This is a genomic window from Allobosea sp., assembly GCF_035999205.1.
GTDB lineage: Bacteria > Pseudomonadota > Alphaproteobacteria > Rhizobiales > Beijerinckiaceae > Allobosea.
This window is the reverse complement of record NZ_DASYHA010000024.1, coordinates 129647-146029: the sequence shown is the minus strand read 5'-3', so window position 1 is coordinate 146029 and position 16383 is coordinate 129647. Positions and strand designations below refer to the sequence as shown.

At 66.9% G+C, this 16383-nt stretch carries 11 protein-coding genes; 6 read left to right on the top strand and 5 right to left on the bottom strand.

What is annotated here, in order from left to right; translation table 11 throughout:
* Positions 1-131: 131 nt before the first annotated feature.
* Positions 132-1913, top strand: coding sequence for a hypothetical protein (locus VGN82_RS13310; RefSeq protein ID WP_327527501.1), 1782 nt, complete (start codon positions 132-134; stop codon positions 1911-1913).
* Positions 1914-1963: 50 nt separating this feature from the next.
* Here VGN82_RS13310 and VGN82_RS13305 read toward each other — a convergent pair whose 3' ends face one another.
* Positions 1964-3034, bottom strand: a complete 1071-nt coding sequence (locus VGN82_RS13305; RefSeq protein ID WP_327527500.1) for an endo-1,4-beta-xylanase — start codon at positions 3032-3034, stop codon at positions 1964-1966.
* A 235-nt stretch (positions 3035-3269) separates the two neighbouring features.
* Between VGN82_RS13305 and VGN82_RS13300 the strand changes: the two genes are divergently transcribed.
* Positions 3270-4622: an O-antigen ligase family protein gene (locus VGN82_RS13300; protein ID WP_327527499.1), complete on the top strand. Its 1353-nt coding sequence runs from the start codon at positions 3270-3272 to the stop codon at positions 4620-4622.
* Between the two features lie 57 nt (positions 4623-4679).
* Positions 4680-5594: a glycosyltransferase family 2 protein gene (locus VGN82_RS13295; protein ID WP_327527498.1), complete on the top strand. Its 915-nt coding sequence runs from the start codon at positions 4680-4682 to the stop codon at positions 5592-5594.
* 11 nt (positions 5595-5605) lie between these two features.
* Here the strand turns inward: VGN82_RS13295 and VGN82_RS13290 are convergent, their stop codons facing one another.
* On the bottom strand, positions 5606-6469 hold the full coding sequence (locus tag VGN82_RS13290; RefSeq protein WP_327527497.1) for a DUF6492 family protein: 864 nt from the start codon (positions 6467-6469) through the stop codon (positions 5606-5608).
* A 112-nt stretch (positions 6470-6581) separates the two neighbouring features.
* On the opposite strand from VGN82_RS13290, the gene VGN82_RS13285 reads away from it, so the two are divergent.
* Positions 6582-7634: a glycosyltransferase gene (locus VGN82_RS13285; protein ID WP_327527496.1), complete on the top strand. Its 1053-nt coding sequence runs from the start codon at positions 6582-6584 to the stop codon at positions 7632-7634.
* Positions 7635-7696: 62 nt separating this feature from the next.
* Here the strand turns inward: VGN82_RS13285 and VGN82_RS13280 are convergent, their stop codons facing one another.
* The 3 genes from VGN82_RS13280 to VGN82_RS13270 all read right to left on the bottom strand — a co-directional run bounded on the left by VGN82_RS13280 (position 7697) and on the right by VGN82_RS13270 (position 12395).
* Positions 7697-8461: a WecB/TagA/CpsF family glycosyltransferase gene (locus VGN82_RS13280; protein ID WP_327527495.1), complete on the bottom strand. Its 765-nt coding sequence runs from the start codon at positions 8459-8461 to the stop codon at positions 7697-7699.
* Positions 8462-8635: 174 nt separating this feature from the next.
* Positions 8636-9697, bottom strand: coding sequence for an acyltransferase family protein (locus VGN82_RS13275; RefSeq protein WP_327527494.1), 1062 nt, complete (start codon positions 9695-9697; stop codon positions 8636-8638).
* A 376-nt stretch (positions 9698-10073) separates the two neighbouring features.
* Positions 10074-12395, bottom strand: a complete 2322-nt coding sequence (locus VGN82_RS13270) for a molybdopterin guanine dinucleotide-containing S/N-oxide reductase (RefSeq protein ID WP_327527493.1) — start codon at positions 12393-12395, stop codon at positions 10074-10076.
* A 227-nt stretch (positions 12396-12622) separates the two neighbouring features.
* Here VGN82_RS13270 and VGN82_RS13265 point away from each other — a divergent pair, with 227 nt between their 5' ends.
* Complete coding sequence (locus VGN82_RS13265) at positions 12623-13747, top strand: metallophosphoesterase family protein (RefSeq protein ID WP_327527492.1); 1125 nt, start codon at positions 12623-12625, stop codon at positions 13745-13747.
* Positions 13744-16374, top strand: a complete 2631-nt coding sequence (locus VGN82_RS13260) for an AAA family ATPase (protein WP_327527491.1) — start codon at positions 13744-13746, stop codon at positions 16372-16374. The genes VGN82_RS13265 and VGN82_RS13260 overlap by 4 nt, the downstream gene beginning before the upstream one ends.
* Positions 16375-16383: the final 9 nt, after the last annotated feature.

The following is a 16383-nucleotide window of genomic DNA, read 5'->3' as shown; positions in this document are numbered from 1 at the left end:
CACTGCGCCGTCATGACGGCGAGATAGGCGGAATTCGTGGCACGATCGAACACAATATCGCTGCTTCTGGCGGTGGGGCAGGCCTCAGCTGCGCGCCCGGTTCCGGGCACGCGGCCACGTCGAGGTTAGCGATGACCGATAGCTCGGAAGCCCATAGCGGGATCGGTCGCGTGCAGGGGGCGCTTCGGTTGCCGTCTTCGGATCCGCTTGCCGGCGAAGCGGCTGAGACGCAGGCGCCGTCCCTCCAAGTGCAGGCGGTCACCAGCTCGGCCGCGCGGCACTTGCCGCTGCTCCTCGTCACCGGATTCGCTGTCGCCGCGCTGGTCGCCTTGTCGCTTCCGCTTCGACTGCCGCTCGGCGCGTTCTATTGGGATGTCGCCGTCTATCTGGATGCATTCCATCGCATCGGGCTAGGCCAGGCTCCGGCCATCGACTTCTTCGCCCCCGTCGGGCCACTGAGCTACTATCTGGGCGCGCTGCTGCAGCATGCCTTTCCGGATGCGCAACCGATGCTGGTGGTGAACTGGGCCGTTCTGCCGCTCGTCCTGCCGCTGGCGCTCATCATCTTGTATCAGCGCGACGCAAGCCGCCACGGTCTCGCGCTTCTCGTTCCGTTCCTGATCTTTGCAGCCCTGCCGGTCAATCTGTCGATCTTCTACCCTGCGCCCGGCCTTGACGGGTTCGGGAACTACAACCGCCAAACGGCGCTGCTGCTGTATTGGCTGGTTGCGACGCTGCTGTTCGTCGAGCCCTCGAAGACGCGTACCCTGCTCGTCGCGGCCTTCATGCTGGCACTCTTCCTCCTCAAGATAACCGGCGCAGTCGTCGGCGCCGTGATTGTTGGCTACGCTTGCCTGGTTGGCCGGCTTCGGCTCGCCGACGCATGTGCGGCGGCGGCCGCATGCATCCTCGCGCTCCTGGTCATCGACTGGCCGACCGGCCTGGTGCGGGCCTATCTCGAAGATGTTCTCACGCTGCTCAGCCTGAACGAGGACACCCTGCTGCCGCGGCTGCTGACAGTGGCGTCCGCCAAGTTCGGCGTGGTTCTGCCGGCTTCCGCTCTCGTCGCCCTGCTGCTCTGGACCGGGCTGCGGGAAGGCGAGGGATCTCCGGCTGAACGAATCCGGCGCATACTGGCCGGATCGGCCGGTTGGTTGGCAGTGACGCTCTTCGCTCTGACGCTGTTCGAGACGCAGAACACCGGCTCGCTCGAATTCATCGCGCTCTGGCCGGTTCTGCTGCTCGTGCTGCAGCAATGGCGTCTGCGCAGCGATCAACTCAAGCCGGTCGTCGTGGCTGTGACACTCGCCGTTGCTCTGCCCAGCCTGATGCTCTGCATCGAGCGCGGGGCACGCGCCCTCGCCGGGATGGCCGGCGATGTCGTTGCCTTGCCGGCGCCGGAGCTGGGACCGCTGGCGCGCGTCAGCGTCAAGCGCGGACTGGCGGAGCGCGCCGCAGCCATGGTGGACTTCTATCCTGCGCACGCACAGGCCTTCCGAGCGCTGAGTGATCAGGGCCTGGAGCCGTCGGCGATCCTTGCCGCGGAGATCGACTACCAGGCGACCTGGCTGCTCGAGGTCAGGCAGGGGCTGCTCGCCTTGCGCGACTGGGAGGTGCGCGAGCAACGCAGGCTGAATGGCATCTTCACACTCGATTTCGTCGATCCCTTCAATGCGCTGCTCGACCGCGATGCGCCGCGTTTTGTCCCGATCGGAATCACACCGGGCCGCAGTCTGCCGGAGGCGACCGAGAGCACGCTCGCCTCGCTCGCGGAGACCGATGCGATCCTCGCGCCAAAATGCCCGCTGACGCCGGCGCGGATCGCTCTCGCGAAGCACTACGCGGCCTCGCTCGCCGATCGGCGTCGCATCGAGCTCTCGCCCTGCTGGGACATGTATCTCAAGGTCAGATAGCCGGGGTCTCCCGGTGTCCAGGTGCCCGCCGCGGAATTACGTCCGCCACGTCAGAGCTTTGCGCGCGTGAACTCGCGGATCACCCGCATCATGGGTTTTGGCCGGTAATTGGCGTCGAGCGGAAGCGGCCTGTTGGGTTCTCCATCCTTGCGTCGAAACCAGATCGGCACCCAGGTGAAGCGGTCGCTGATCCCCCAGGTCAGCACCGCCTCGGGCCGGCAGACGTCGCCGACCGCCTGCAGGAAAGCCCTCACACGCGAAGCCACGATGTCGTCGCGGATCGCGCGGTCCCTCGGCAGCTTGTCATCGATCACGTCGAGTTCCGTGACAAGGATCGACAGGCCCATGCCGTGCAGTTCGGCGACGAAGCTGGAGATTCCGTCCTTGTCGATGTCCTTCTCGCCAGGCAGGTGCCCCTGCAGGCCGATGGCGTGGAGCGGCGCGTCGCGATCCTTCAGATCCCGCACAAGCCGCAGGAAAGCCGCACGCTTCGCCCGACATTGTTCCGTCGGGTTCTCGAAGCCGAAATCGTTGAGGACCAGCTGCGCGTTCGGATCGACGGCCGCCGTCCGGCGCAGCGCCAGTTCGACATGCTGCGTCCCGATCAGGTCCTGCCAGATCGACTTGCGCATCGGCGCCTCGACGGCGGGATTGTCGCTGATGGCCTCGTTGACCACATCCCAACTCGGGATCCGGCCCTTGTAGCGGCCGACGACGGTGTCGATATGCTCGTACAGCACGCGTTCCGCTTCCGCTTTCGTCGAGATCGCCTCGGTCCATTTAGGCATCGCGGCGTACCAGGCGAGGGTATGCCCGCGCATCCGCATGCCATTGGCATCCGCGAAGGCAAGGAGTCGGTCGGGATGATCGAAGTGGAATTTGCCGGGCTCGGGCCGAAGGTCGATCCATTTCAGCCCGCCTTCGCCGACCACCAGCTGGCAGTTGCCGAGGACCGCGCGCCGGTATTCCTGGTCGTCGCGCAGCAGGTCCACCCTGATCGCGGCGCCATAGGGTATCGCAGCCCGTGAGCATTCCTTTGCGGCCGCTTGTGCGAGCGCCGAGGTCGAACCTGCGCTCAGGCCCGCACCCATCGCGCCGAGGACGAACTGCCTCCTGTGCAACCGTGACCTCCTTGACGGCGACTGATCCCGCCCGAGACCACGCAGTCGACAAAATACCATATGAAACGAGGAAGTTCCGGCCGGTTGCTGACCTGCGTTATGGCATACTTAACGCGATGGCCTTCAGATGATCAGGAAATGGCTCTGCCAGGCTGGACCACGCAGCAGCGCAGGCAGAGATCGCCGTGATGATGCGGTGAGCCCGACGGAGCGATCGACCTTGCCGGAAACCGGCATGCCAAGGCGGATGACGAAGGGCTGCACCGTGTCGGAAATGAGTTCCGTCCAGAGTACCGAAACAGGCAGGTTCTCGTCGGCGCTGTTCGTCATCCTGTTCTGCTTCTTCTGGATCGGCCTTGCGCCCTTTCCCAATCCCAATGCCTCCGAACTGCTGACCGCCTACGGCACGTCCTCCAACGTCGTGAACCAGATCATCGTGATTGGTCTGGCGACGCTTGTCGTTCTGGCGCTCGCCAACCACCCGTCCCGCAGGCTCATCCTGCGGTCCTATGGGTTTCTCGCCGTGATCTTCTGCTGGATGCTGTTCACGGCCGCCTTCTCCGATGCTCCGGCCATCGCCCTGCGCAGGATCATCTATGCGATGCTGGTTTGCCTGTGTGGCAGCAGCGCCCTGTTGCTGCCGCGCGACAGCGAGCAGTTCGGGAAGCTGATCGGCGCCTGCGTGCTGACCGCCGTACTGCTGTCCCTGCTTGGTGTCCTCGCCGTCCCCCGGCTCGCGATCCATCAGGGCTCCGACGCGCTGGAGCAGCAGCTTGCGGGCGCCTGGCGCGGCCATTTCGGCCACAAGAACGTTGCGGCGGCCGCGATGGTATTCTCGGTTTTCGTCGGCATCTTCTTCATGAAGACGCGCTCGTTCTGGTGGGGCGCGCTGATCGTGGGCTGTGCCACGGTGTTTCTGTTGAACTCGGGAGGAAAGACGGCCGCCGCGATGCTGCCGGCCATCCTCATCGCAAGCTGGTTCTTCGAGCGGATCGGGCCCTTGCGGGTCGTGTTCCTGGTCGCCTGCCTGGCCTTGATGAACTACGTCCTGATGTCCGCCGCGGTATCGCGCGACATGCAGGACCTGCTCATCTCGTTCGGCATCGATCCGACTTTCACGGACAGGGCGTCGATCTGGCAGCTGGCGCTGGCCGCCGTCGCGGAGCGGCCCTGGCTTGGCTATGGCTTCCAGTCCTTCTGGCAGATGGATGGGCTCGTCTATGGCGAGGGGGGAGATACGAGCTGGGCCGTCACGGCGGCCAACGCGCATAACGGCTATCTCGACCAGGTGATCAACGGCGGGTTTCCGATGCTCCTGCTGATGATCATCTGGCTTGTCCTGCTGCCCTGCCGCCATGCGGGCCTCGCGTTCCGTCGCGGGCAGGATCCCGAGCTGACCCGCCTGTTCGTCCGCTGCTGGCTATTCATGCTGTTTCTGTCCTGCCTCGAGAACCCGTTCTTCGACAATCGCGGTCCGATTTGGTTCACCATGCTGATCGCGGTGTTCGGCCTGCGGCTGCTCGCATACGGAAAATTGACGGCGGCGGACTATCCAAAGGGCCCGATCCGAACTCAGGCCGCATGCTGACCCGCAAGGGCAGGGCGGCGTGAACGGCCCCGCATGACCGATCAGCAGCAGCGCCTCATGTCTGTCGAAGCCGTCATCTGCATCCCGACATTCCGTCGTCCCGAATGGCTGCGTCGTACGCTGCAGTCGGTGATCGGGCAGAAAGCCGATTTCGGCTTCGCCATCGTCGTTGTCGACAATGACGGAAGAAATCCTCTCGGCGCGGCCCTGGCAAACGAGATCCTGTCGGCGACGGCTGTGCCGCACGCGGTGGTGGTCGAGCACGAGCAGGGCAACTGCCACGCGATCAATCGCGCTTTCGGGACGGCGCTCGACACCTATCCCGCCGCCCAGCACATCCTCATGATCGACGACGACGAGATCGCGCTGGACGGCTGGCTGCAGGCGATGGTCAACCTGTCTCGCGCCAGGGATGCCGATCTCGTCGGCGGGCCGGTCCTGCGCCAGTTCGAGACCCGGCCGGGCGCCACGGTGATGCAGCATCCTCTCTTCGTCTCGATCGACGGCGAGACGCGGCAGGTCGACCAGCTGCACGGCTCGGGAAACTGCCTGATCCGCCGACGGGTCTTTGAAAAACTGCCGAGGCCGCCTTTCGATGTCCGCTTCAACTTCCTCGGCGGAGGCGACATGGAGTTCTTCACGCGCTGCCGGCTGGCAGGCTTCAAGACCTGGTGGTGCGCGGAGGCGATCGCGCATGAATTCGTCGCGCCGGAGCGCACCACGGCGTCGTTTCTCGCGAAACGGTCCGTGAGAACCGGCAGCATCAACTACATGATCGATCGCCTGCATCAGCCGCTCCCGTTCGCGCTGCTGAAGAACGCGGCCAGCCTGCTGCTCGGCGTGCTGCGCGGGCTGCGCGTGCTCGTGGCGACCGGCTCGCCTTTGCTCGCGAGCCACCCCTTCCTGATGCCGATCGGCCGGATCGTCGCCAGCGTCGGCCTGCTGCCGAAGCCCTACAGATCGTCGTCCTGATCGGGGCCGGCTCAGCCGGTCATGATCGCCGAACGGATCGTTTCGACGGGCGTCTGCGTGTGCGACTGGATCGTTAGCCCGTACTGGTCCGGCCGCAACTCCGCGATAAGCTGTTTGATGCCACTCTCATCGAGCTGGGGGCCGGTCCAGTAGGTCAGGCAAGGCGAGGTTTCGACGCGCTCATGCCTCTGCGCGAGCGCCGGGTCGCTCGCGACTGCGATGCCATAGATCAGATACTCGGAGAAATGACGCTGACGCGCCAGCACCTGCCACCAGGGGCGGCCGTTGGCGGTCTCGATGCGATCGACCATGGCCCTGACGGTTTCGCGCTCCCAGGTGATCATCGGCCCGATGAAGTCGTCTCCAGGCAGTGGCGAGGGGGCGAGGCCGAGGCTCCGATAGGCATTCTCCCGCCATCGCACATGGCGCACCAGATCCGCGGTGAGCCCGGCCGGGCGGATGAAATGCGGTACAAGCTCGGATGCGCCGAGCCCCGAAAGATCGGCGGGGCGGCAAAAGCAGATGTCGGAGTCGACGCACAGGACGCGGTCGCTCTGCTGGGCGAGAGTGACGGCGATCTTCCGCAACTGCTGGAGATGCCAGCCATAGACAGGAAGGCCGAGCCCGGGCCGCCAGCGATACTGACGCCCGCGCCACCGCCCGACCGGCCAGAATGGAGGGAACAGCGCCGATGTCGCGATCACGTCGCGCTTGGGCCCGGCAAGCAGCGAGAAAAGGGCATAGTCCTCGTCGTCCACGACGATGCAATGCCTGGCAAACCCCGTGCAAAACCGGTCCATCGAGTCGCACAGCAATCGGCAGCGCTCGAAATCGCCAACATAGCTCGGCGTTACCACGGAGATATTGCCGCTCATGCCCCGTCCCTTGCAGGGCCAAACGCCCCATCGCCCCATTTCGCTGGATGATCTGTTAACGTCGCAATCCTAACTTGACGTTGCATCATCGTTGGACTTCAGCCGATCCGAAATGTCGAAGCGCTATCTCGTCCTCCTGTCGCGTGCGTCCGAGACCTGCGGCGTCGAGGAGTTCGCGAGGCAACTGGCGCGGCGGCTCGCCGACCGAGGCGGGACCTGGGTCCTTGGAGACGGCATCGCGGGGTTCCTTGAGCGCCTCCGCCAATTCGATGGCGTCCTGCTCAACTTCCCGGTCGTCGCCTGGAAGAAGGAACTCGTCCGGCCGGTACTGATCCCCCTGGCGGCCCGGTTCAAGCGAAAGGAGGTCGTCGTCGTCCTCCACGAGTGGCAAGCGCTCGACTGGAAGCGCAGGGTCGTGCTTGCGCCGGTCCTGGCCCTGGCCACGCGCATCATTTTCTCTGCCCCCGAGATTGCGGACGAGTTCGGCCGGAGCCCGTTGTCGAGGGTGGCAACGGCGGACCGCAGGCTGATCCCGATCCCGCCGAACCTCCTGCCGCCGCCGGAATTGCACGCGTCTCCAGTGAGCGCGCTGCTTCACGAGCAGCGCCGCCTGGGTCGTGTTGTTCTGGGGCAGTTCGGATCGATCTATCCCAAGAAGCAGTCGACGGCGGTCCTGCAGGTCGCCGAGAGGCTCATCGCGCGGGGCAACGACGTCTTCGTCGTCTTCATCGGCTCGTTCATCAAGGGTATGGACAATGTCGAGGCGGAATTCGCCCGGCTCGCGGAAGCGGCCGGGCTCACCGATCGGGTACTCGTCACCGGATATGTGAAGAACGACGCCGAGCTCTTCGCCATGTTCGAACCCGTCGATGTCTTTTGCTACGTCTTTTCGGAAGGTCTGACCTCGCGGCGGGCGAGCGTGCTGGCGGCAGCCCTTTTCGGCAAGCCCGTCGTGGTCAATGCGCCGGTCCGAGCCGATGCGCTGCGCCACCATGGCCTCTATCAGAAACTGATCGACGCCCGCGCCGTCCGGTTGGTGCCGACTGACGCGAATCCGGAAACCGTCGCCGACGCGGTTGCCAGTGCCACCGCCACTCCGCCGGAGCGGATCGATCTTCAGACCGAGATCGACGGGATGTGGCGGACGATCACGAACACGATCTAGCGCCGGCCAACCAACAGGCTCGCGGCCTGCGCAGGTCTTGGTGCCGGGGCGCGTCTGCCCGGCTATCGCGAATGCCTCATGATCTGCCACATCGCCACGAAGTTCGTCGTGAGATAGCGGCCCAGAAGCCGGCGCGGCTCGAGCATGATGCGATAGACCCATTCGAGCCCGGCAGCTTGCATCCACTGTGGCGCGCGGGAATTCCGCCCGGAGAGGAAATCGAAGAGGCCGCCGGAGGTCTTGATGACACCGACGCCCTTCAAGCGGTCGATATTGCGGGCGACGAAGCGCTGTTCGAGCGGAACGCCCAGACCGATCCACAGGATGTCCGGCCGCAGGCGAGCGATCTCGTCGACGACGCCCGCCTCTTCCTCCGGCGTGAAGTATCCTGATCGTGCGCCCGCGACGACGAGCTTCGGATAGGTCTGCTTCATGCGCTCGACGGCGGCGTTGTTGACCTCCGCGGTCCCCCCGAGGAAGTAGAAGCTCACGCCGTCGACCTCCGACAAGCTCGCGACGTCATGGATTAGATCTGTGGTTGCGACGCGCTCGCGTAGCGGGATTTGCGACACGACGCCGGACAGGATGACCATGGGCATCCCATCCGGATGGATCTGGTCAGCCTGTGTCAGCAGCTCACGGAAGGCAGCATCGTTTCGCGCGAGCGCGATGACTTGCCCGTTCGCCGATGTGGAATAGTACGGCCGCTGTCCCTGGCCGCGCGCCTGCAGTGCGGTGTCGACCAGCAGACGCGCCGACTCCTTCTTGCCCAGAGCCGTGATCGGCAAGCCACCGATCGTCGTCGTCGGCTCCGATTTGGCAGTCATAGGACGTTTTTCGATAGCCGACATGCGGCCTCCTGGTCCGTTTGCGGGGGTGATTGCATGGAGCCGGAAACGCATCCAGCAGAGCCGTAGAACATCGCTAACGGTCTGCTTCCGGCGTCACCTGAGATGCTGGCCGTTGCTTTAACGATCGGGAGACGTCGCTGGGGAATTCGGTCAACTTCGGCCGGGGTACAGAGTTGGGGCGCGCACGGGCGCGGGCCGCTCGCCGGCTGCAACGCGCAGTCTTCGCGTCAGCGGCTTTTCGATCGCCAGATAGACGAGTGCTGCGACGAGGAGGGCCCATAGTGCTGCGACGAGCGGGTAGGCGGCAGCTGTATCGAGGCCGTACCGGGCATCGAGGCGGATGAAGATGGCCGTGACCATCGGCAGGGCGATGACATGCGTCAGGTACAGCGAATAGGAGATGTCGCCGAGAAAGAGGGCGGGCCGGAAGGGGGAGCGCCTGGCCAGTGTTTCCAGCTGAAGGCTGCCGAGTACGAGCATCAGCGCGGGGATGCCGGAGGCGACGGACCTCGGCACGGGCGCCAGATCGGCCATCGCAATGACCGAACAGACGGACAGCCCGATCAGGGCCAGGCCGATGGGCACGCCGAGAGGCCGCGCCCTGGTGAACAGGTAGCCCGCTATTAGGCCCAACAGGAACTCGATGACGATGTCGTTGCCATAGAAGGCGACGGGCCCCGCCGCCTGCGCGCCCTGGACCGTGACGAGAACGCCCAGCACGATCGCCGAGGTCAGGAAGACCCTGTACCGCCGCGGCGCCAGAAGGCCGAGCGCCACCGCCGCGTAGAAGTACATCTCGTAGTTCAGCGTCCAGCCGGGGATCAGCACCGGCCAGTGACCGTCAAAGGCCGGATTGGGCCATGGCAGGAACAGCAGCGATGCCAGCACATGGCTCGCGTCGAGGCGCGTGCTGGAGAGCAACGAGGGCGCGACGACGGCAATGGCGACGATCAGCGCCGTCAGTGCCCAGTAGAGCGGAACGATCCGGATGGCGCGGCGCAGCAGGAACTCGCCCGGTCTGGAATCGATCTCGATGGCGGCGACATACATGATGAAGCCGCTGATGACGAAGAAGATGTCGACGCCCCAGTTCCCGATCGAGGCATAGGGCAGGCCGTCATCCACCAACAGCCTCAGGATCTGAGTATCGAGATGGGTGTAGACGACCAGCAGCGCAGCGAGGCCTCGGAGGTACTGGATCACGACAACCATCTAGAGCCGGTCCTTCCTGCGCGTTTCACCTGGTCGCCGAGATGCGTCTTGCCGGTTGATCGCATCCCCGACGCAGCTCGAGGCAGCAAGGCGTGTGCCGCCGGCTCGTCCCCGATCGGTGCCCGCCTCCGGCGCAGCCGCCCTCGGCCGCCGGGCTGACATTCCGCGCGCAGAAAGCTCTCTAATTATTTGATTGTGCGACGGATTTTATCCGCGGATGAACTCGCCCTGGCGGGACTCGCTCGTCGCTCTTGCCGAGCCCGTCGCAGGGGAGGCGGAAGCGGAAACGTCCCGTTTCGGGACGCCTGTCGATCGCGGCTGTGTCGATCCAGCGCTTTCGCCGGCTGCGGCGATCGCCGCCGCAGCCGGGTTGTCGTCAGGCTGCCTGCGGCGGCTCGAAGGCGTTGATCGGCGGCAGGTTGCCGTCGAAGCGCTCGACCTGGACCGTCGTGAGCTGGCCGGTGCAGCCCTGCGCCAGGGCCGAGGTGCCGATGTCCCGCGTCAGCACGTTCGGGTTCCCATGCACGCAGAGTGGCTTGTCCTCGCTGGGATCGACGGGATCGTACCAGGCGCCCGTGGGCAGCTGGATCACGCCGCGACGGATGCCGTCGGTCAGCACCACGCCGGCCAGGCAGGCGCCGCGCTCGTTATGCAGGCGGATGATGTCGCCGTCGGAGATGCCGCGCGCGGCGGCATCCTCCGGATGCATCCGGGCCACCTCGCGGCCGCGATGCTTCGCGCCGCCGCTATGGCCGCCGAAATCGAACTGGCTGTGCAGGCGGGTGCGCGGCTGATTGGCGACCAGGACATAGGGCGTCGCGGGATCGGGCACGTTGGTCGGGCCGAGCCAGGTCGGATGGCCGGGGCAGTCGGCCTCGCCAAAGCTCGCGATCGTCTCGCTGAAGATCTCCAGCTTGCCGCTCGGCGTCAGCAGCGGCTTTCCTTCGGGATCGTCGCGGAAGGCGCGCAGGCGGCCGCCATCATCGGGCTGCTGCGGAACGATATAGCCCTCGCTGGCCCAGAACTCGGCGAAGCTCGGAGCCGGCAGTCCCTTGGCGGCGAGCCCTTCGCGGGTCGGCTCCCAGAGATATTCGAGCCATTCGCGCACACTGCGGCCCTCGGTGAAGGCTTCGCGCGCGCCAAGACGTTCTGCGAGATCAGCAAAGATTTCGTAGTCGTCGCGGGCCTCGCCATGGGGCGGCACGACCGGATGCATCGGCACCAGCAGCGGGTCGTTCGAGCTGCCGCCGATGTCCTCGCGCTCGAGCGTCATCGTGCAGGGCAGGACGATGTCGGCGTGGCGCGCGGTCGCTGTCCAGGCGAGTTCGTGCACGACGAGCGTGTCCAGCTTGGCGAAGGCCTGCCGCAGGCGGTTCAGGTCCTGATGATGGTGGAACGGATTGCCGCCGGCCCAGTAGACCAGCTTGATCTTCGGATAGGTCCGGGTCTGGCCGTTGTAGCGATAGGTCTCGCCGGGATTGAGCAGCATGTCGGAAATGCGCGCGACCGGGATGTAGTCGGTGACGCGGTTCTTCCCTTGCGAGAAGGTGGGCACCGGCACGGCATTGAAACGGCGGCCGTAATAGGCGATCGCGCCGAGGGCATAGCCATAGCCACCGCCGGGAAGGCCAATCTGTCCGAGCGCAGCCGCCAGCACCATGCCCATCCAGACCGGCTGCTCGCCATGCTCGGCGCGCTGCAACGCATGCGCCACGACGACTAGCGCGCGCTTGCCATGGAGGCGATGCGCGAGGGCGACGATCTCTTCGGCCGTGACGCCGGTGAGTCCCGCGGCCCAGGCGGCGTCCTTCGGCTGGCCGTCGGTCTCGCCAAGCAGGTAGCGCTCGAAGACAGGCCAACCGACCGTGTAGCGATCCAGGAAGGCGCGGTCATGCTTGCCCTCGACGACGAGGGTATGGACGATGCCCATCATCAGCGCGGTGTCGCTGCCGGGAATGCAGGAGAGCCATTCGGCCTTCGCTTCCTCGGGCAGGTCCGAGCGCAGGGGCCCGACCAGCACGAACTCGCAGCCGCGCTCGGCGGCGCGCCGCATCGCGCCGCGCTCGACATGCTTGCTGACGCTGCCGCCAGCAACCATCGAGTTCTTCAGCGCCATGCCGCCGAAGGCGAGCACGATCTCGCTGTGCTCGGCGATCTGCTCCCAGGAGACGTTGCGCTTGGTCAGATCCTCGTACTCGCCGATGATGTGCGGCACCAGCACCTGCGACGAGCCGGAGGAGTAGCTGTTGACCGATTTGACGTAGCCACCGCAGGCGACGTTCAGGAAGCGGTGGATCTGGCTCTGGGCGTGGTGGAAGCGCCCGGCGCTGGCCCAGCCATAGGAACCGCCGAAGATGGCGCCCGGGCCGGCGTCGTCGCGGATTCGCTTCAACTCGCCGCCGAGCAGGTCAAGGGCCTTCTCCCAGGACACAGGGACGAATTCGTCGCGGCCGCGCCGCTCGTCCGGGCCAGGGCCGTTTTCCAACCAGCCGCGGCGCACCATCGGCTGAGCGATGCGCGCGCGGTGGCGCAGCGCGGCCGGGAAATTGTCGATGATGCCGTTCGGGTCGGGATCGCCCCCATGCGGCCGGACCTCGAGCTCGCCATCCTTCATGCGGGCGGAGAAGACGCCCCAGTGCGAGGTGTGGGGGAGGAAGCCGTCGTCGCGAAGCGTGTCGGCAGTGTCGACCTGGTTCATGCCATCGTTCCTGTGGGGCCGCGGCACGACCCGTCGTATCGAGGCTTACCGGGAGCACATCGCGCGGTCGATAGCTTCGCGCCGACCGGGGCGGTGTGTCCGACGCATGGCGCGCTGTGGCATCACCGTGCAGCACGCCGCCGCGTTACAGCTGCATCTCGACAAAAGCCTGCTCTGTCCCGATGAAAGAGAGGGCGGATTCGTCGTTCGCCGCTTCACGAGGCCCGATGTTCCGTTTCCTGCACAGTTCGGACCTGCATATCGGCAAGCGCTTCGGCACGATGCCGGAGGAGCTGCGCGGCCGGCTCCGTGATGCACGACACACCGTGATCGACCGTTTGGCGGCGCGGGCGCGCGAGGGCGGTGCGGGCACGATCCTGCTGGCTGGAGACTGCTTCGACACTGAAACGCCGAGCCCGGCGATGCTCCGCCAAGCCCTCGCTGCCATGGCGGGCCATGCTCCGCTTCGCTGGGTCGTGCTGCCAGGGAACCATGACTCCCTGCTGGCGGACGAGCTGTGGGCTGCGGCACGCGCAGCGTTGCCCGCCAATGTCGTCCTCGCAATGGAGCCTGAACCGTTCGCGCTGGAAGCCGGTGTCGCGATTCTGCCCGCGCCCTGCACGACGCGACGGCCCGGTCGCGACCTGACCGACTGGATGGACCGGGCTGCGACGCCCGAAGGCGCGCTGCGGATCGGGCTCGCCCACGGCGCGATCCAGAGTTTCTCGGAGGACGGCGTCGGGCTCGAGGTCATCGCGCCGGATCGCGCCACGCGTTCGGGGCTCGACTATCTCGCGCTCGGCGACTGGCACGGCCAGATGCAGATCAATGCGCGCAGCTGGTACAGCGGCGCGCCGGAGCAGGATCGCTTCAAGCACGAGGGCCCGGGGCGGGCGCTGCTGGTCTCGCTCGCGGGGCCTGGTGCCGTGCCCGAGGTCACTTCAGTCGAGACCGGCAGCTTCGACTGGAGGATGCTGCCGTTGAAGCTGCTTTCCGGCGACGACGCTGCGGCGCTGCTGGGCGAGCGACTGCCCTCTGGCAGCATCCGCCGGCAAATCCTGTTGAAGGTCGAGGCCGCGGGGCGGCTGCGGCCACAGGCTCGCGCCGCTCTCGATGCGGCGGTCGCGGCCGTGGCGCCGGAATTCGCGCATCTTGCGCTCGACGCGGATGCTCTGGCGACCGATTGCGACAGCGAGGATCTCGACGCCATCGACCGCGCCGGGGCGCTGCGCCAGGCCGCCGACCGGCTCTTCGCCGAGAGCCTCGACGAGAGCCGCCCTGGCAGCGAGCGTCAGGCTGCGCGTGACGCGCTGGTCAGGCTGTTCAGCTATTGCGAGGCCATGACCTCATGAAGCTGACAGCGCTGCGTCTCCAAAATGTCCGCCGCTTCGCCGCGCGTGGCATCGCCGTCGAAGGCATCGGCGACGGCGTCAACGTGCTCTGCGCCGTCAACGAATTCGGAAAATCGACCTGTTTCGACGCACTGCACGCCTTGTTCTTCCAGCCCCACACCGGCACGCCCGGCGCGGTGCAGGGTCTGCGGCCCTATAGCGGCGGCAATCCGCTGATCGAGGCCGATATCCAGACCGGAGACGGTTCCTTCCGTCTGACGAAGCAGTTCTATGGCGGCCGGCGCGCGATGGTGCGGGAGACCGGCTCCGGGCGCCTCGTCGCGCAGGCGGACGAAGCCGAGCGCTTCATCGCCAATCTCGTTCAAGGCGGCACGACGGGGCCGGCAGGGCTGCTCTGGGTGCGGCAGGGCATCACCGGGATCGAGCGGCGCGCCAAGAGCGACGAGGAGGGCGAGAAGCGCGCCCGGGAATCCGTCCTGACCTCCGTCCAGGGTGAGGTCGAGTCGCTGACCGGGGGACGCCGGATGGCGCAGGCTGTGGCAGCTTGCGAGGAGGAATTGTCACGCCTAGTGACGGCGACGGGGCGGCCCAAGGCCGGCGGCCCCTATGCACAGGCGATCGAGGAGCGTGACCGGTTGGTCGAGGCCGAGCGCCGGCTGGCCTTGGACGTCAAGGAGCTCCGCGCGGCGCTCGACCGGCGCCGCGCCCTGCGCGCCCGCCTGTCCGAGCTTGAACATCCGGAGCAGCAGGCCGTGCGTCTGCAGGAGTTGGCCCATGCCGAGGCCGCCTTCGCGACCGCCAGGGCGCAGGGCGAGGCGTTGAAGACGGCCGAGGTCGAGACGGCGCTGGCGCGCAGCCGTCGCGACGCCGCCCGGCAGGGCCTCGACAGCTACCGGCAGAACCTGGCGCGCTGTTCCGCGCTGCGCGAGCGCGAGGCCGAGGGCGGCCGCAAGCGGGACGAGGCGCTGGAGCGTCAGTGCGGCGCCAGTGCTGCCGGTCAGGAAGCCGTGGCGGCTGTCGAGCGGGCCGAGCGCGCGGAACGTGAGGCGCGCGACCTGCTGAGCCGTCTCGAACGGGCCTTGCGGGCGCGCGATGCCGCGGAGCAGCTCGCCGGCGTGAAGCAGGTGCAGGCGAGGGCCGAGAGCGGCCGGGCCGAGGTCGAGACGATCCAGGCCGAACTGAAGGCGCGGGCACTGCCGGCCGGAGCGGTGAAGCAGCTCGAAGCCGTCGAGACCGAACTCGTCGGGCTGCGGGCGGTGATCGCAGCGCAGGTGCCCCTTCTGCGGGTCGTCTATCGCGAGGGCGCAGCTGGCGCGCTCGCGATAGACGGTGTGGCGCTGGCTGACGGCGAGGAGCGCGCTCTGGTGCGCAGCACCGCGCTGGAGATCGATGGCGTCGGCCGGCTGACGCTGACCTTGCCGCAGGGGCGGGACGGGCATGATGACCTCGCCCGCGCTGAGGCCCGGCGCGCTGCCATTCTGTCCAGTCTCGGCGTTGAGAGCCTGGCCGAGGCGCGCCGACGCGAGGCGACGCTCGCCGAACTGAACGTCCAGTTCGGCCTTGCCCGACAGAGCCTGGCCTTGCTGGCGCCGGATGGTCTGCCGGCGCTCCAGGAACAGGTCGCGCGGCTCGAGAGCCAGAGTGCAGGCGCGGGCGAAGCCAAGGGCGACCCAGAGCTGGCTCGCAACGCATTGGCTCAGGCGGAAGCGCAGGTCATCACCTCGCGCGGCGCGGTCAGGGCGGCCCAAACGCAGCGCGACGCCGCCCATGCCGCCGTCGTCGAGGCGGAGCGGGTACTGGCGAGCGTCACCACGGAACTCGGTGCACTCGCCGCGACGCTTGGGCCGGAGCCTGAGCGCGCGGGGCGGGAGACGGCGCTGGCGGCGGATCTGGCGCAAGCCGAGCAGGGGTTCGCAGGAGCGCAGGACCAGCTTGAGGTCCTGCGCGCCGGAGCCACGGATTTGGCCGGAGCCGAGGCGAAGCTCCGCCGGATGCGCTCGGTCGTCGATGGCGCGGCAGCCGAGATCGCCAAGCTGCGCGAGGAGACCGCGGGCCTCAACGGACAGATCCGTGCCCGCGCGGATACCGCCGTGGAGGAGGCTTGGCAGGAGACAGGTGACAAGCTGACGGCAGCCCGGCAGCGTGTCGCGGGGCTGGAACGCGAGGTCGCGCTGCTGACGCGTCTGCGTGATGCGCTCGAAGCGGCTCGGACCGAGGCGCGGGACCACTATTTCGCGCCGGTCATGGGCGAGCTGCGGCCGCTGCTCGGGCTGCTCTTCGAGGATGCGACGGTGACCTTCGACGAGGAGACGCTGCTGCCCCGGACCGTCAGCCGCAACGGGCTGGAGGAGCCGGTCGGCGTGCTCAGCGGCGGCATGCGCGAACAGCTCGCGGTGCTGACGCGCCTCGCCTTCGCCCGACTCCTGGCGAAGGACGGGCAGCCGGCGCCGGTCATTCTCGACGACGCATTGGTCTATTCCGACGACGACCGGATCGAGCGGATGTTCGACGCGCTGCACCGGCAGGCCAGCAACCAGCAGATTATCGTCTTCTCGTGCCGACAGCGCGCCTTCGCGCAGCTTGGCGGTAACATCCTGCGAATGGTCCCGTGGGACCCGGAAGGCTGATTGGGGTCG

What these genes read in the sequence shown, in the direction of transcription:
- VGN82_RS13275 (WP_327527494.1), bottom strand. Translation starts at nt 9,697, where the DNA reads ATGGTTGTCGTGATCCAGTACCTCCGAGGCCTCGCTGCGCTGCTGGTC.
- VGN82_RS13285 (WP_327527496.1), top strand. Translation starts at nt 6,582, where the DNA reads ATGTCGAAGCGCTATCTCGTCCTCCTGTCGCGTGCGTCCGAGACCTGC.
- VGN82_RS13310 (WP_327527501.1), top strand. Translation starts at nt 132, where the DNA reads ATGACCGATAGCTCGGAAGCCCATAGCGGGATCGGTCGCGTGCAGGGG.
- VGN82_RS13295 (WP_327527498.1), top strand. Translation starts at nt 4,680, where the DNA reads ATGTCTGTCGAAGCCGTCATCTGCATCCCGACATTCCGTCGTCCCGAA.
- VGN82_RS13260 (WP_327527491.1), top strand. Translation starts at nt 13,744, where the DNA reads ATGAAGCTGACAGCGCTGCGTCTCCAAAATGTCCGCCGCTTCGCCGCG.
- VGN82_RS13270 (WP_327527493.1), bottom strand. Translation starts at nt 12,395, where the DNA reads ATGAACCAGGTCGACACTGCCGACACGCTTCGCGACGACGGCTTCCTC.
- VGN82_RS13280 (WP_327527495.1), bottom strand. Translation starts at nt 8,461, where the DNA reads ATGACTGCCAAATCGGAGCCGACGACGACGATCGGTGGCTTGCCGATC.
- VGN82_RS13265 (WP_327527492.1), top strand. Translation starts at nt 12,623, where the DNA reads ATGTTCCGTTTCCTGCACAGTTCGGACCTGCATATCGGCAAGCGCTTC.
- VGN82_RS13290 (WP_327527497.1), bottom strand. Translation starts at nt 6,469, where the DNA reads ATGAGCGGCAATATCTCCGTGGTAACGCCGAGCTATGTTGGCGATTTC.
- VGN82_RS13300 (WP_327527499.1), top strand. Translation starts at nt 3,270, where the DNA reads ATGCCAAGGCGGATGACGAAGGGCTGCACCGTGTCGGAAATGAGTTCC.